The organism is Variovorax sp. W2I14 (assembly GCF_050435205.1).
Classification (GTDB): Bacteria; Pseudomonadota; Gammaproteobacteria; order Burkholderiales; family Burkholderiaceae_C; genus Variovorax; species Variovorax paradoxus_C.
Window position 1 is genome coordinate 3,757,656 of sequence record NZ_JBNDJX010000001.1, and the last position, 15,081, is coordinate 3,772,736.

Annotated in this window: 11 protein-coding genes; 7 read left to right on the forward strand and 4 right to left on the reverse strand. The window is 66.3% G+C overall.

The window, feature by feature from the left end:
• Positions 1-20: 20 nt before the first annotated feature.
• The 3 genes from QF040_RS17635 to serA form a co-directional block, all read right to left on the reverse strand.
• Positions 21-461, reverse strand: coding sequence for an HIT family protein (locus QF040_RS17635; RefSeq protein WP_429612138.1), 441 nt, complete (start codon positions 459-461; stop codon positions 21-23).
• Entirely contained in the window at positions 458-4,336 is a 3,879-nt protein-coding gene (locus QF040_RS17640) for a DUF3683 domain-containing protein (RefSeq protein ID WP_429612139.1), read from the reverse strand. The genes QF040_RS17635 and QF040_RS17640 overlap by 4 nt, the downstream gene beginning before the upstream one ends.
• 180 nt (positions 4,337-4,516) lie before the next feature.
• Positions 4,517-5,749 (reverse strand): phosphoglycerate dehydrogenase, encoded by a 1,233-nt coding sequence (gene serA, locus QF040_RS17645; RefSeq protein WP_429612140.1) that lies wholly within the window; start codon positions 5,747-5,749, stop codon positions 4,517-4,519.
• A 226-nt stretch (positions 5,750-5,975) separates the two neighbouring features.
• Here serA and ugpB point away from each other — a divergent pair, with 226 nt between their 5' ends.
• From ugpB to QF040_RS17675, 6 genes are all read left to right on the forward strand, one after another.
• The gene (ugpB, locus tag QF040_RS17650) at positions 5,976-7,289 is read left to right on the forward strand and encodes a sn-glycerol-3-phosphate ABC transporter substrate-binding protein UgpB (protein ID WP_429612141.1); all 1,314 of its coding nucleotides are present in this window, start codon (positions 5,976-5,978) and stop codon (positions 7,287-7,289) included.
• 98 nt (positions 7,290-7,387) lie between these two features.
• Positions 7,388-8,269: a sn-glycerol-3-phosphate ABC transporter permease UgpA gene (gene ugpA / locus QF040_RS17655; RefSeq protein ID WP_429612142.1), complete on the forward strand. Its 882-nt coding sequence runs from the start codon at positions 7,388-7,390 to the stop codon at positions 8,267-8,269.
• A 39-nt stretch (positions 8,270-8,308) separates the two neighbouring features.
• Positions 8,309-9,160, forward strand: a complete 852-nt coding sequence (gene ugpE / locus QF040_RS17660; protein WP_429612143.1) for a sn-glycerol-3-phosphate ABC transporter permease UgpE — start codon at positions 8,309-8,311, stop codon at positions 9,158-9,160.
• 3 nt (positions 9,161-9,163) lie between these two features.
• The gene (gene ugpC / locus QF040_RS17665) at positions 9,164-10,171 is read left to right on the forward strand and encodes a sn-glycerol-3-phosphate ABC transporter ATP-binding protein UgpC (protein WP_429612144.1); all 1,008 of its coding nucleotides are present in this window, start codon (positions 9,164-9,166) and stop codon (positions 10,169-10,171) included.
• A 3-nt stretch (positions 10,172-10,174) separates the two neighbouring features.
• Entirely contained in the window at positions 10,175-10,921 is a 747-nt protein-coding gene (gene ugpQ, locus QF040_RS17670) for a glycerophosphodiester phosphodiesterase (RefSeq protein WP_429612145.1), read from the forward strand.
• A gap of 62 nt (positions 10,922-10,983) precedes the next feature.
• Positions 10,984-13,401, forward strand: a complete 2,418-nt coding sequence (locus QF040_RS17675) for a DUF3772 domain-containing protein (RefSeq protein WP_429612146.1) — start codon at positions 10,984-10,986, stop codon at positions 13,399-13,401.
• A 6-nt stretch (positions 13,402-13,407) separates the two neighbouring features.
• Here QF040_RS17675 and QF040_RS17680 read toward each other — a convergent pair whose 3' ends face one another.
• Positions 13,408-13,878 carry an Lrp/AsnC family transcriptional regulator gene (locus QF040_RS17680; protein ID WP_176659845.1) on the reverse strand — a complete coding sequence of 157 codons (471 nt, stop codon included), beginning with the start codon at positions 13,876-13,878 and terminating at the stop codon, positions 13,408-13,410.
• Positions 13,879-14,090: 212 nt separating this feature from the next.
• Here QF040_RS17680 and QF040_RS17685 point away from each other — a divergent pair, with 212 nt between their 5' ends.
• Positions 14,091-15,071 (forward strand): ABC transporter substrate-binding protein, encoded by a 981-nt coding sequence (locus QF040_RS17685; RefSeq protein WP_429612147.1) that lies wholly within the window; start codon positions 14,091-14,093, stop codon positions 15,069-15,071.
• Positions 15,072-15,081 lie beyond the last annotated feature (10 nt).

The window sequence follows — 15,081 nt, forward strand, 5'->3', positions numbered from 1 at the left end:
GGCGCCATCGCCCCCCGCGTTCAGCCCGGCAGCAGCACCAGCCGGCGGACCATTTCGGCCTCGAGCTCCGGCAGCAGCGCCTGCAGTTCCGCCACGCGATCGACCGGCGCCGCGCGTTGCGCAGCCGCCCAGAACGGCGAAGGAAAGTGGCTGTCCCACTCAAACCGCGCGATCACGTGCCAGTGCAGGTGCGGCACCATGTTGCCGAGCGCGGCGAGGTTGATCTTGGTCGGCTTCAACTGCTCGCGCATGCACTGCTCGACCGCGGTCACCGCCTCCATGCACAGCACGCGGTCCGCGACATCGAGATCGGAAAATTCCGGCGCATGCTCGCGCCAGATCACGCGATAGAAAGCCGGGAAGCCCGCCTCCTCCGCATGAATCACGCGCAGCTTCGCGCCCTCGAACACGACGCGGCCACCAGGGCCTTCGCAGAAGGGGCAGCCTTGTTGCGCCGTCATACCAATACCCGCTCGATGCCGCCCTGGTTGGCCGCGGCCACGTAGTTCGGCATCCAGTCGTCGCCCAGGATCTTGTTGGCCATCTCGACCACGATGTAGTCGGCTTCGAGCAGGCCGTTGTTCAGGTCGTTGCCGTAGCGCGAGAGGCCCTGCAGGCAGCTCGGGCAGCTGGTGAGAATCTTGACGTTGTCCTTGGCGCCGACGGCTCCGCTCTCGCGCAGCTCAGCCTCACCCTTCTTCAGTTCTTCTTCCTTGCGGAAGCGGATCTGCGTCGAAATGTCCGGCCGCGACACGCCCAGCGTGCCCGACTCGCCGCAGCAGCGGTCGTTCTTGAGGACGTTGTCGCCGACCAGCGCCTTCACCGTCTTCATCGGGTCCTGCAGCTTCATCGGCGAGTGGCAGGGGTCGTGATAGAGGTAACCGCCACCGCCCGCACCAGCCAACGTGATGCCCTTCTCAAGCAGGTACTCGTGGATATCGATGATCCGGCAGCCCGGGAAGATCTTGTCGAACTGGTAGCCCTGCAGCTGGTCGTAGCAGGTGCCGCAGCTCACCACCACCGTCTTGATGTCCAGGTAGTTGAGCGTGTTGGCCACGCGATGGAAGAGCACGCGGTTATCCGTGATCATCTTCTCGGCCTTGTCGAACTGGCCGCTGCCGCGTTGCGGATAGCCGCAGCACAGGTAGCCCGGCGGCAGCACTGTCTGCACGCCGGCGTGCCAGAGCATCGCCTGTGTGGCCAGGCCCACCTGCGAGAACAGGCGCTCCGAGCCGCACCCCGGGAAGTAGAAGACCGCCTCGGTTTCCGAGGTGGTCGCCTTCGGGTTGCGGATGATCGGCACGTAGTCCGCATCCTCGATGTCGAGCAGCGCGCGCGCCGTCTTCTTCGGCAGGTTGCCCGGCATCTTCTTGTTGATGAAGTGGATCACCTGCTCCTTGACCGGTGCCGGGCCCAGCGTGGCCGGGGGCGCCGCGGTCTGCTTCTTCGCGAGGCCGCGCAGCAGGTCGTTGGCCAGGCGCTGCGCCTTGAAGCCGATGCCCACCATGCCCGCGCGCACCGCCTTGATGGTCTGCGGATTCGTCGCGTTGAGAAAGAACATCGCGGCCGCGTTGCCGGGACGGAAGCTCTTCTGCCCCATCTTGCGCAGCAGGTTGCGCATGTTCATCGACACGTCGCCGAAGTCGATCTTCACAGGGCACGGCGTCAGGCACTTGTGGCACACGGTGCAGTGGTCGGCCACGTCCTCGAACTCTTCCCAATGCTTGATGCTGATGCCGCGCCGGGTCTGCTCCTCGTAGAGGAAGGCCTCGACCAGCAGCGAGGTCGCGAGGATCTTGTTGCGCGGGCTGTAGAGCAGGTTGGCGCGCGGCACGTGCGTGGCGCACACCGGCTTGCACTTGCCGCAACGCAGGCAGTCCTTCACGCTGTCGGCGATGGCGCCGATATCGCTCTGCTGCATGATCAGCGACTCGTGCCCCATGAGGCCGAAGCTCGGTGTGTAGGCGTTGGTCAGGTCGGCGTGCAGCGTGACCGCCTCGCCCGCCGGCGCGCGCAGCAGCTTGCCCTTGTTGAAACGGCCCTCGGGGTCGACGCGGGCCTTGTATTCGGTGAAGGGACGCAGCTCTTCGTCGCTCAGGAACTCGAGCTTCGTGATGCCGATGCCGTGCTCGCCCGAGATCACGCCGTCGAGGCTGCGCGCCAGCGCCATGATGCGCACCACCGCCGCATGCGCGGTCTGCAGCATGTCGTAGTTGTCGCTGTTCACGGGGATGTTGGTGTGCACGTTGCCGTCGCCCGCGTGCATGTGCAGCGCGACCCACACGCGACCCTTGAGCACGCGCTTGTGGATGGCCGTGCATTCGGCCAGGATCGGCGCGAACTCGGCACCCGAGAAAATTTCCTGCAGCGGCTGGCGCAGTTGCGTCTTCCAGCTCGCGCGCAGGCTGTGGTCCTGCAGTTGCGGGAACAGCGAATCGACGTTCTCGAGCCAACTCGCCCACAGCGCACGCACCTCGTGCACCAGCGCCACGGCCTGCGCCACGCGGTCTTCGAGCAGCTCGGCGGCCGGGATCTCGTGCGCGTCGTCGGTCTTGCCCAGCGGCAGGTTGCCGCGCGTGAGGAAGGTTTCGAGCTCGTCGGTCAACGCGAGCTTGTTCTGCAGCGACAGCTCGATGTTGATGCGCTCGATGCCGTCGCTGTACTCGGCCATGCGCGGCAGCGGGATCACCACGTCTTCGTTGATCTTGAAGGCGTTGGTGTGCTTGCTGATGGCGGCCGTGCGCTTGCGGTCGAGCCAGAATTTCTTGCGCGCCTCGGGGCTGATGGCGATGAAGCCTTCGCCGCTGCGCGAGTTGGCGATGCGCACCACTTCCGAAGTGACGCGCGCCACCGCATCGGCATCGTCGCCCGCGATGTCGCCGAACAGCACCATCTTCGGCAGGCCGCCGTGCTTCTTCGATTTCGTGGCGTAGCCCACAGCCTTGAGGTAGCGGTCGTCCAGGTGCTCCAGGCCGGCCAGCAGCACGCCCGAGCGCTTCTGCTCGGCGAACATGAAATCCTTGATCTCGACGATGCTGGGCACCGCGTCCTTCGCGTTGCCGAAGAATTCGAGGCACACGGTGCGCGTGTGCGACGGCATCTTGTGCACCACCCAGCGGCAACTGGTGATGAGGCCGTCGCAGCCTTCCTTCTGGATGCCCGGCAGGCCCGAGAGGAACTTGTCGGTCACGTCCTTGCCGAGACCTTCCTTGCGGAAGGTGCGGCCGGGGATGTCGAGGCGCTCGGTGCGCAGTTTGGTCTTGCCGTCGGCCGCAAAGTACTGCAGCTCGAACAGGGCGCTCTCGGCGTCGTGGATCTTGCCCAGGTTGTGGCCGATGCGCGTGACTTCGAGCCATTCGGCCTGCGGCGTGACCATGCGCCACGAGGCGAGGTTGTCCAGCGCCGTGCCCCAGAGCACGGCCTTCTTGCCGCCGGCGTTCATCGCGACGTTGCCGCCGACGCACGAGGCTTCGGCGGAGGTCGGGTCGACCGCGAACACGAAACCCGCGCGCTCGGCCGCATCGGCCACGCGCTGCGTGACGACGCCGGCTTCGGTCCAGATGGTCGGCACGGGGTCGGCAAGGCCGGGCAGCGGCATGTGCTCGACCTCGGTCATCGCCTCAAGCTTCTCGGTGTTGATGACGACGCTGTTCCAGGTCAGCGGAATCGCGCCGCCGGTGTAACCGGTGCCGCCCCCGCGCGGAATGATCGTCAGGCCCAGCTCGATGCAGCCCTTGACCAGAAGCGCCATCTCGGCCTCGGTGTCGGGGCACAGCACGACGAACGGGTACTCCACGCGCCAGTCGGTCGCATCGGTCACGTGCGACACGCGGGAAAGCCCGTCGAACTTGATGTTGTCCTTGGCGGTGAGCCGGCCCAGCACGCGCGTGGCCTTGCGGCGCAGCGCCGCGACGTCGCGGAACTTGGTGTCGAAGGCGGCGACCGCATCGCCGACCAGCGCGGTGAGTTCGCCGACCAGTTGGTCGCGCGGCATGTCGCTGTCGGGGGTGCGGCGCTTCTGGACTTCGGCCAGGCGGTGCTTGAGCGCCTCGACCAGTTGGCCGCGGCGGCGCGGATTGTCCAGCAGGTCGTCGACGAGGTAGGGGTTGCGCTGCACCACCCAGATGTCGCCGAGCACTTCGTAGAGCATGCGCGCCGATCGGCCGGTGCGGCGCTCGGCGCGCAGGGTCTGGAGCAGTTCCCAGCCACGTTCGCCCAGCAGGCGAATCACGATCTCGCGATCGGAGAAGCTGGTGTAGTTGTACGGGATCTCGCGCAGTCGGACAGGCTCTGCGGCCTGTGCCAACAGCGTGTTCAACGCAGTCGGAGCATTCATCGGGTGGGGCGCCTCGGCCGGGCGCTGCGCGCCCATAGCCGGGCTGGGGATTTTAGGACAGGGCTTGGGGTCTTGCCGCGTGGCGCGCCGCTTGTCCTTGTGCTAGGACCCCAGCGGGGTTTGATGCCGCAGCCCTCACCCCAACCCTCTCCCCGAGGGAAGAGGGAGCAAGTCAGAAGTTCAGAACAACACGCGGCTGCGGATCGTCCCGGCAACCTTCGCGAGCTTCTCCAGCGCCAGGTCGGAAGAAGCCGCGTCGATGTCCATCACCACGTAGCCGATCTTCTCGTTCGTCTGCAGGAACTGCGAGGAGATGTTGATGTGGTTGTCCGAGAAGATCTTGTTGATCTCCGACAACACGCCCGGCACGTTGCGGTGGATGTGCAGCAGCCGGTGCTTGCCCGGGTGCGCGGGCAGCGCCACCTCGGGGAAGTTGACCGACGAGGTCGAGGTGCCGTTGTCGCTGTACTTCACCAGCTTCTCGGCCACTTCGAGCCCGATGTTGGCCTGCGCCTCCATGGTCGAGCCGCCGATGTGCGGCGTGAGGATCACGTTGTCCAGGCCTCGCAGCGGCGACTGGAACTCGTCCTTGTTGCTGCGCGGCTCCACCGGGAACACGTCGATCGCGGCGCCCAGGAGCTTCTTTTCCTTCAGCGCGCCGGCCAGCGCGTCGATCTCGACCACCGTGCCGCGCGAGGCGTTGATGAGGATAGAACCCGGCTTCATGGCCGCGATCTCGGCCGCGCCGATCATCCATTGCGTGGCCTGCGTCTCGGGCACGTGCAGCGTGACGATGTCGCTCTGACCCAGCAACTGGTGCAGGTCGCGCACTTGGCGCGCGTTGCCCAGCGGCAGCTTGGTGACCACGTCGAAGAAGGCCACGTGCATGCCCAGCGCCTCGGCCAGCACCGACAGCTGCGCGCCGATGGAGCCGTAGCCCACGATGCCCAGCGTCTTGCCGCGGATCTCGAAGGCGTTGTCGGCCGACTTGAGCCAGCCCCCGCGGTGCGCGACAGCGCTCTTCTCGGGCACGCCGCGCAGCAAGAGGATCGCCTCGGCCAGCACCAGTTCGGCCACCGAGCGTGTATTCGAATAGGGAGCGTTGAACACCGCCACGCCGTGTTCGCGGGCGGCTTCCAGGTCGACCTGGTTGGTGCCGATGCAGAAGCACCCGGCGGCCACCAGCTTGTGGGCGGCGGCGAACACTTCGGCCGTCAGTTGCGTGCGCGAGCGGATGCCCAGGAAATGAACGTCGGCGATCTTCGCCTTGAGCTCGGCGTCGGGCAGCGCACCCGGCAGCGACTCGATGTTGGTGTAGCCGGCGGCGCGCAGCACCTCCACGGCCGAAGGGTGGATGCCCTCGAGCAAGAGGAACTTGATCCTGCTTTTGTCGAGGGAGGTTTTGCTGCTCATGGCGGTCTCGCAAAGGGCCCTGGCCGTGGCGACAAGCTGGGCCAAAAAAGGGAGGGCGATGCTAGCATGCTGCGGCGCAGCATGCAGGCCCGCAACCCGCGCAGAGCTTGGTGCCAAAGGGGTTTTCCCGATTGGAAGATGACGGCGGTCCGTGCGCCAATGTGACGCGGCTGTGTCATTCACATGCCCTAGCATCCGCGCTTTCATTTTCCCTTCAGGAGTCTTCATGCGATTCAAGACGCTCGCGCTGGCATCGGCGCTGGCCGCGACCACGCTGTTCAACATGGCGCAGGCCCAGACCGAGATCCAGTGGTGGCATTCCATGACCGCCGTCAACAACGAGTGGGTCAACGACCTGGCCAAGCAGTTCAACGAGAGCCAGAAGGAATACAAGATCGTGCCGACCTTCAAGGGCACGTACGACGAATCCATGACGGCCTCCATCGCGGCCTTCCGCTCGGGCAACGCACCGCACATCCTGCAGGTGTTCGAAGTGGGCACCGCCACCATGATGGCCAGCAAGGGCGCCGTCATTCCGGTCGGACAGGTCATGAAGGACGCGGGCGAGAAGTTCGATCCGGCCGCCTACATCCCCGCCGTGGCCGGTTACTACACGGCCCCCAACGGCCAGATGCTGAGCTTCCCGTTCAACAGCTCGACCACCATCTTCTATTTCAACAAGGATGCTTTCAAGGCGGCCGGCCTCCCGACCGACAAGGCACCGTCGACCTGGCCCGAAGTGGTGGCCGCAGCGGCCAAGCTCAAGGCGAGCGGCCACAAGTGCCCGTTCACCACCGCCTGGCAGAACTGGACGCAGGTCGAGAGCTTCTCGGCCTGGCACAACGTGGAGTTCGCGAGCAAGGCCAACGGCCTGCAGGGCCTGGACGCCCGCCTGAAGGTGAACTCGCCGCTGCATCAGCGCCACATCGAGAACCTGGCCAGCATGGCCAAGCAGGGCCTCTTCATCTACAAGGGCCGCGGCAACGTGCCCGAGGCCTCGTTCGTCTCGGGCGAGTGCGCCATGATCAACACGTCGTCGGGCTTCTACGGCAACGTGGCCAAGAACGCCAAGTTCGCCTATGGCCTGGCCCCCCTGCCCTACTACCCGGACGTGCCCGGCGCACCGCAGAACACGGTGATCGGCGGCGCGAGCCTGTGGGTCATGTCGGGCAAGAAGCCGGCCGAGTACAAGGGCGTGGCCAAGTTCTTCAGCTTCATCTCGACGCCTGAAGTGCAGTCCGCCAGCCACAAGCGCACCGGCTACCTGCCGGTGACCACCGCCTCGTACAAGCTCACCGAGGACTCGGGCTTCTACAAGCAGAACCCCGGCACCGACGTGGCCGTGACGCAGATGATCCGCAAGGTCACCGACAAGAGCCGCGGCATCCGCCTGGGCAACTACGTGCAGATCCGCGCCATCGAGGACGAAGAGCTCGAACAGGTCTGGAACGGCAAGAAGACCGCCAAGGAAGCCCTGGACGCCATCGTGACCCGCGGCAACGAGCAACTGGAACGTTTCCAGAAGGCGAACAAAAGCTAACGATTGATGGCCGGGCCTTTGCGTCCGGCTAATATCGCCCGCCCCCGTTCGCTCTTGCACAAGGGCGGGCCGGGCGGGATTTTTTATTCAGAGGGATCATGGAAAAACGCGTTTTCTTTCGCTCGGGCTGGCTGCCCTGGCTGCTGCTGACGCCGCAAATGGCGGTGATCCTCGTGTTTTTCTTCTGGCCGGCGGGGCAGGCCCTCCTGCAGTCGCTGCAGCAGCAGGATGCATTCGGCACCTCGGTCGAATTCGTCGGGCTGCAGAACTTCAGGGAACTGTTCAACGACCCGGCCTATGGCGAGTCGTTCAAGACCACGGCGCTCTTCTCGGTGCTGGTGGCCGGCATCGGCATCAGCCTGTCGCTGATGCTCGCCGTGTTCGCCGACCGCATCGTGCGCGGCGGCATGTTCTACAAGACCATGCTGATCCTGCCCTACGCCGTGGCGCCCGCCGTGGCGGCGGTGCTGTGGGTCTTCATGTTCTCGCCCTCGCTGGGCGTGGTGGCCTATGCGCTGGGCAAGATCGGCATCAACTGGAACCACCTGCTGGACTCCGGCCACGCCATGACGCTGATCGTGATGGCCTCGGTGTGGAAGCAGATTTCCTACAACTTCCTGTTCTTCCTGGCCGGGCTGCAGTCCATTCCGAAGTCGCTGATCGAGGCCGCGGCCATCGACGGTGCGCGCCCGTGGCGCCGCTTCTGGACGGTGCAGTTCCCGCTGCTCTCGCCCACCACGTTCTTCCTCTTGGTGATCAACGTGGTCTACGCCTTCTTCGACACCTTCGCGATTGTCGATGCGGCCACGCAGGGCGGCCCGGGCAAGGACACGACCATCCTGGTCTACAAGGTCTACCACGACGGTTTCAAGGGCCTGGACCTCGGCGGCTCGGCCGCGCAGTCGGTGGTGCTGATGGTGATCGTGGTGGCGCTGACGGTGATCCAGTTCCGCTACGTCGAGAAGAAAGTGCAGTACTGATGATGAAGCAACAACAAGACAAATCCGGCGGAGCACGGCATGGTTGAGAAGCGCGGAACCCACGGCATCCTGGCCCACGTCATCATGATCCTGGGCGTCTTCATCGTCGCCTTCCCGCTCTACCTGGCGTTCGTGGCCTCTACCCACACCGCGCAGGAAATCGTGCAGGCGCCGATGCCGCTTTTGCCCGGCGCCAACATCGTCGACAGCTACAAGGGCGCGCTCTTCGGGCGCGAGAACAGCGCGGGCTCCAACGCGCCGGTGGCACACATGATGTGGGTGAGCTTCGTGACGGCGATGGTCATTGCCATCGGCAAGATTTCCATCTCGCTGCTGTCGGCCTTTGCCATCGTGTACTTTCGCTTCCCGTTCAAGAAGATCTGCTTCTGGGCCATTTTCGTGACGCTGATGCTGCCGGTGGAGGTGCGCATCCTGCCCACCTACAAGGTGCTGTCGGACCTGAACATGCTGAACACGTACGCGGGCCTCACGGTGCCGCTGATCGCGTCAGCCACGGCGACCTTCCTGTTCCGCCAGTTCTTCCTCACGGTACCCGACGAGCTCACCGAGGCCTCGCGCATGGACGGCGCGAGCCCGATGCGCTTTTTCTTCGACGTGCTGCTGCCGTTGTCGAAAACCTCGATTGCGGCGCTGTTCGTGATCCAGTTCATCTACGGCTGGAACCAGTACCTCTGGCCGCTGCTGGCGACCACGAGCGAAGACATGTACCCCGTGGTGGTCGGCATCAAGCGAATGATTGCCGGCGGCGACGGGCAGAACGAATGGAACGTCGTGATGGCCACCGCCATCCTCGCGATGCTGCCGCCCGCGCTGGTGGTGGTGCTCATGCAGAAATGGTTCGTCAAGGGCCTTGTGGATACCGAGAAATAACAAATGGCAGCTCTCTCCTTACGCAACGTCATCAAGCGCTACGGCCACGGGCCGAAAGCCAACCAGGTCATCCACGGCGTGAGCGCCGAGATCGCCGACCATGAGTTCATCGTGATCGTCGGGCCCTCGGGTTGCGGCAAGTCCACGCTGTTGCGCATGGTCGCGGGCCTGGAGGAAATCTCGGCCGGCGAAATCGCCATCGGCGGCCGCGTGGTGAACGAACTCGAACCCTCCGAGCGCGACATCGCGATGGTGTTCCAGAACTACGCGCTCTACCCGCACATGAGCGTGTTCGCGAACATGGCCTACGGCCTGAAGATCGCCAAGGTGCCGGTGCCCGAGATCAAGGTGCGCGTCGACAAGGCCGCCAAGATCCTCGAACTCGGCCACCTGCTCGAGCGCAAGCCACGCGAGCTTTCGGGCGGCCAGCGCCAGCGCGTGGCCATGGGCCGTGCGATCGTGCGGCAGCCGCAGGTGTTTTTGTTCGACGAACCTCTGTCGAACCTCGACGCCAAGCTGCGCGCGCAGACCCGCCTCGAAATCCAGAAGCTGCACCGCGAGCTGGGCATCACCTCGCTCTTCGTGACGCACGACCAGGTCGAGGCGATGACGCTCGCGCAGCGCATCATCGTGATGAACGGCGGCGTGATGGACCAGTTCGCTACGCCCGAAGAGGTGTACTCGCGCCCGGCCACCACGTTCGTGGCGAGCTTCATCGGCTCGCCGCCGATGAACCTGCTCAAGCACGCCCCGGGCGTGCGCGCGGGCCAGATCCTGGGCATTCGCCCCGAGCACATGAAGCTCGACGAAAGCGGCTGGACGGTGCAGGTCGAGCAGGTCGAACTGCTGGGCGCCGAGCGCCTGGTGTACGGCCGCATCGGCGACGAGCAGATCATCATGCGGACCGATGAAGGCGACCATCCGCCGGTCGCGGGCGACACGGTGAAGATCGCAGCGCGCGAAGACAAGCTGCACTGGTTCGACGCCGGATCGGGCAAGCGGGCGGATTGAGCGATGGCCGAACGCAGTCCCTGGCCCTATCCCCGCTGGGTCGCGCATCGCGGCGCCGGGAAGCTGGCCCCTGAAAACACGCTCGCAGCCTTCCGCTTCGGCGCGGCGCATGGCTACCGCATGTTCGAGTGCGACGCCAAGCTGAGCGCCGACGGCGTGCCCTTCCTCATGCACGACGCCACGCTGGAGCGCACCACCAACGGCCGCGGCATCGGCGGCGAACAGACGTGGAGCGCGCTGTCGCAGCTCGACGCGGGCGGCTGGCATTCGCGCGCCTTCGCCGGCGAGCCGCTGCCCACGCTGGAGAACCTGGCGCGCTTCTGCCTGGCCAACGATTACCTGCTCAACATCGAGATCAAGCCGACGCCCGGTACCGAGCGCGTAACCGGCGAGGTCGTGGCGCGGGAAGCAGCGCGCCTCTGGCAAGGCGCTGCGATTCCTCCATTGCTCACCTCGTTTCAGGTCGAGTCGCTGCGCGGCGCGGCCGCGGTGCAGCCCGAGCTGCCGCGCGGCCTGCTGCTCGATTCGCTCCGAAAGGGCTGGCTCGACACGGCGCTCGACCTCGGCTGCCAGGCCATTGTCTGCAACCACGCGCTGTGGGACGCCGCCACCGTCGCAGAGGTGCATGGCGCGGGCATGCGCTCGCTGAACTACACCGTCAACGACGACTGGGCCGCGCAACGGCTGATTGCGCTGGGCACCGACGGCATCATCACGGACCGGGTGGACCTGTTCAGCCCCGCCGGCTGAGCCTCGCGACGCTTACTCGCTCTTACGAAAATCGCCGCGGGGGCCGCTCCTATGATGCAGCCATGAATTGGATCCCCCGCCTAGCGACCTTTTGCCTTGCCGCCCTGCTGATGTGCGGTAGCGCCATGGCGCAGCCAGACCTCGGGGGCAGCGCCACCTCGCTGCCCGCGCCGGCCCCCACGGTGGCCGAGCTGCGCGACCAGTTCACCAAGATCACCGCCACGGCGGACACCGACGATGACGTGCGCAAGCAGCTTGCGCAGATCAACGCGATCGGCACGCAGGCCGACAAGTTCGTCGCCGCCCGCACCGGCGAGCTGGCCGACCTGAACGCCCGGCTCGGCGAACTGGGCAACCCGCCTGCCGCGGGCGCCACCGAAGACCCCGACATCACCCGCCAGCGCGCGCGCCTGACCAAGGAGCGCAATGCGCTCGATGCCGACATCCGCCTCGCTCGGCTCCTGTCTGTCGACGTGCGCCAGCGCGGCACCGACCTCGTCACCCAGCGCCGCGCCCTGTTCGAGGCGCAACTCACCGAGCGCGCGGCCTCGCCGCTCGGCGGCGAGTTCTGGAACGACCTGCGCGAGGCCTGGCCCGACGACCTGGAGCGCCTGAAGACGATGACGGCCGCCCTGAACGACGGCCTGCAGACCGCGCTCCAGCCCGAGACCCGCACCCGGGTGATCGCCGCGCTGATTGCCGCGCTGCTGCTCGCGGTGTTCGGCAACTGGGCGGCCGAACACCTGCTCACCCGCCTCGCCGCGCGGTGGCTGCCGGCCGGGCGCCTGCGGCGTTCGGTGCTGGTGATCGCCATCGTGGGCAGCCACGTGCTCCTGGTCGCGATCGCGGCGCACGGCTTCGTGGAAGTGCTCAAGGCATACGCCACCTGGGAGCCGCAGGCGCGCAAGGCGTTGCAGTCGTCGGCGCAGGCGCTGGTGTTCATGGCCTTCGTGATCGGGCTAGGCCGCGGCCTGCTCGCCACCCGCCGCCCCTCGTGGCGGCTGCCGCCGATCCCCGATGCGATGGCCACCCGCCTGGCCGCGCTGCCCTGGCTGGTCGCGCTGGTCGCGGCGCTGGCCTGGACACCCGCCGAGGTCAACGCGCTGATCGACGCCAGCTTCGCGGCCGTGATCGCCACGCACGTGCTCACGGCACTGGTGCTCACCACGCTGGTGGGCGCGGTGCTCTACCTGGTGAAGCCGCTGCGCGCCGACGCGCCCGATGCCGGCCTGCCCGAACGGCCGATGTGGGTCGGCCTGCTGGTGGCGCTGATCGCCGTGCTGATGATCGCGATCTGGGTGCTGGTTGCCGTGGGCTACGTGGCGCTCGCGAGCTTCCTGGCCTCGCAGCTCACCTGGAGCGGCATCGTGGCCGCGGCCTTCTATGTGCTGTTCAAGTTCGCCGACGACGTGTTCATGGCGCTGGTGTCGTCGCGCAGCACCTTCGGCCAGCGGCTGCAGAAGAGCTTCAACCTCGCGCCGCAGACGCTGGACCAGGCGGCCACGGTGCTTTCGGGGCTGAGCCGGGTCGGGCTGTTCTTCTATATGTTGATCGCGCTCGCCGCGCCGCTGGGCACGGGGCCGGGCGAGGTGTTCCAGCGCAGCGGCAAGTTCGGCACCGGCGTGAAGGTGGGCGAGTTCCAGCTGGTGCCGGGCGCCATCTTGAGCGCCATCGCGGTGGCGGTGGTCGGCTTCATCGTGATGCGGGTGTTCAAGCGCTGGCTCGAACGCAGCTACCTGCCCAACACGCAACTCGAGCCGGGCATGCAGAGCTCGATCACCACGCTGCTGGGCTACGTGGGCGGAATTTTGGTGATCGCGTTCGCGCTCTCGGCCCTGGGCATCGGCATCGAGCGCATCGCGTGGGTGGCGAGCGCGCTGTCGGTGGGCATCGGCTTCGGGCTGCAGGCGATCGTGCAGAACTTCATCTCGGGGCTGATCCTCCTGGCCGAGCAGCCGGTGAAGGTGGGCGACTGGGTGGTGCTGGGCACGGCCGAGGGCGACGTGCGGCGCATCAACGTGCGCGCCACCGAGATCGTGCTGGGCGACCGCTCCACGCTGATCGTGCCGAACTCGGAGTTCATCACCAAGACCGTGCGCAACATGACGCTCTCCAATGCCGAGGGCCGCGTGCTGATTCGCCTGCCGATGCCGCTGACGACCGATGCGCAGCGGGTGCGCGAGCTGATCCTCGAAGCCTGCCGCGCGCACGAAGGGGTGCTGGAAACGCCGGCGCCGTCGCTCACGCTGGAGGGCATCGAGAACGGGCTCTTGATCTTCCAGGCCATCGCCTACGTGGCGAGCCCGCGGCTGGCGGGCGGCGTGCGCAGCGATTTGCTGTTCGTGATCCTCGACGAGCTGAAGAAAGCCGGGCTGCCGATGGCGACGCCGACCACCTTCATGATGGCGCCGACGGAGCCCGCCGCGGCCGCGCCGGCGCCCGCGACGCAGAACTCGCCGATCCCCGGCATGCCGACCTGAGGCTCATCACTCCAGCGGCAGCGCCGTGGTGCACTTGATCTCATTCAGGCACACGCTGGACCGCACGGCCGACACCCCGGGCATGTGCATCAGCGTGTGCATCAGGAACTGCGAGAGCGACTCCAGGTCGCGCGCGACCACCTTCAACACGTAGTCGAAGTCGCCGGTCACCGAGTAGCACTCCAGGATCTGCTTGAGGTCGGCGATCAGGTCCTGGAACTTGGGCAGCTCGTCGACGTGGCCCCGCGCCATGGTCACGTGGATGAAGGCGATCACGCCGAGGCCGACGTGGCGCGCGTTCAGCCGCGCCGCATAGCCGCTGATCAGCCCCAGTTCTTCGAGCCGCCGGTGCCGCCGCAGGCACTGGGCGGGCGAGAGATTGGCGATTTCAGAGAGTTCCAGGTTCGATGCGCGGCCATTCGCCTGCAAATGCTCAAGAATCCGCCGGTCAATGCGGTCGAGTTCGATCTCATGCAATTTCATCTCTTACATCCTCCATTGGATGCAATTATGTTTCTTAAAGCGGGGTAAGCACTAGCCGTCCATGCACCTTAATTGTGCAAAGTACGATCTAGACTTCGAAGCTGCCGGGACTGCACACGCAGTTCCCGACGCCGCTGAATTCCCCGCCCCGGCGCACGCCGCGGCCTCCACCTCAGACATTCCCATCCCCACCCGGAGACCCTCACGTGAAAAACGCCCTGCTTCGCACCCCCTTCAGCGCTGTCGCCCTGGCCCTCGGCATGCTGGCCGCCGCGCCTTCGTTCGCGGCAGAGACCAAGTCGGTGGCGGTGACCGCCATCGTCGAGCACCCGGCACTCGATGCGGTGCGCGACGGCGTGAAGGCCGAGCTCAAGGCGGCGGGCTACGAAGAAGGCAAGAACCTCAAGTTCACCTACCAGAGCGCACAGGGCAACGTGGGCACCGCCGCCCAGATCGCCCGCAAGTACGTGGGCGATGCGCCGGACGTGATCGTCGCCATCGCCACGCCGTCGGCGCAGGCCGTGGTGGCCTCCACCAAGACGATTCCGGTCGTGTACTCGGCCATCACCGACCCGGTGGCGGCCAAGCTGGTGAAGAACTGGGACGCCACCGGCACCAATGTGACCGGCGTGTCGGACCTCTCGCCGCTCGAGAAGCACATCGGCCTCATCAAGCAGGTGGTGCCGAACGCCAAGCGCATCGGCGTGATCTACAGCCCCGGTGAAGCCAATTCGGTGGTGATCGTCGCCTCGCTGAAGAAGGCCGCCGCCGATGCCGGCATGACCGTCGTCGAAGCCGCCGCTGCCCGCACCGTGGACGTGCCGACCGCCGCCCAGAGCCTCGTGGGCAAGGCCGACGTGATCTACACGCCGACCGACAACAACGTGGTCTCGGCCTTCGAAGGCATCGTGAAGGTCGCCCAGCAAGCCAAGCTGCCGGTGGTGGCCGCCGACACGGCCACCGTCGAGCGCGGCGCCGTGGCGGCCCTCGGCCTGAATTACAGCGACATCGGCCGCCAGACCGGCAAGATCGTCGTGCGCATCCTGAAGGGCGAGAAGCCCGGCACCATCGCCTCGCAGACCAGCACGAACTTCGAGCTGGTGGTGAACCCCGCGGCCGCGAAAGCGCAGGGCGCGACGCTGTCCGAATCGCTCTTGAAGAGCGCCAAGGTCGTGGCCACGAAGTAAGAAGCGCGCT

What these genes read in the sequence shown, in the direction of transcription:
- QF040_RS17635 (WP_429612138.1), bottom strand. Translation starts at nt 461, where the DNA reads ATGACGGCGCAACAAGGCTGCCCCTTCTGCGAAGGCCCTGGTGGCCGC.
- QF040_RS17640 (WP_429612139.1), bottom strand. Translation starts at nt 4,336, where the DNA reads ATGAATGCTCCGACTGCGTTGAACACGCTGTTGGCACAGGCCGCAGAG.
- serA (WP_429612140.1), bottom strand. Translation starts at nt 5,749, where the DNA reads ATGAGCAGCAAAACCTCCCTCGACAAAAGCAGGATCAAGTTCCTCTTG.
- ugpB (WP_429612141.1), top strand. Translation starts at nt 5,976, where the DNA reads ATGCGATTCAAGACGCTCGCGCTGGCATCGGCGCTGGCCGCGACCACG.
- ugpA (WP_429612142.1), top strand. Translation starts at nt 7,388, where the DNA reads ATGGAAAAACGCGTTTTCTTTCGCTCGGGCTGGCTGCCCTGGCTGCTG.
- ugpE (WP_429612143.1), top strand. Translation starts at nt 8,309, where the DNA reads ATGGTTGAGAAGCGCGGAACCCACGGCATCCTGGCCCACGTCATCATG.
- ugpC (WP_429612144.1), top strand. Translation starts at nt 9,164, where the DNA reads ATGGCAGCTCTCTCCTTACGCAACGTCATCAAGCGCTACGGCCACGGG.
- ugpQ (WP_429612145.1), top strand. Translation starts at nt 10,175, where the DNA reads ATGGCCGAACGCAGTCCCTGGCCCTATCCCCGCTGGGTCGCGCATCGC.
- QF040_RS17675 (WP_429612146.1), top strand. Translation starts at nt 10,984, where the DNA reads ATGAATTGGATCCCCCGCCTAGCGACCTTTTGCCTTGCCGCCCTGCTG.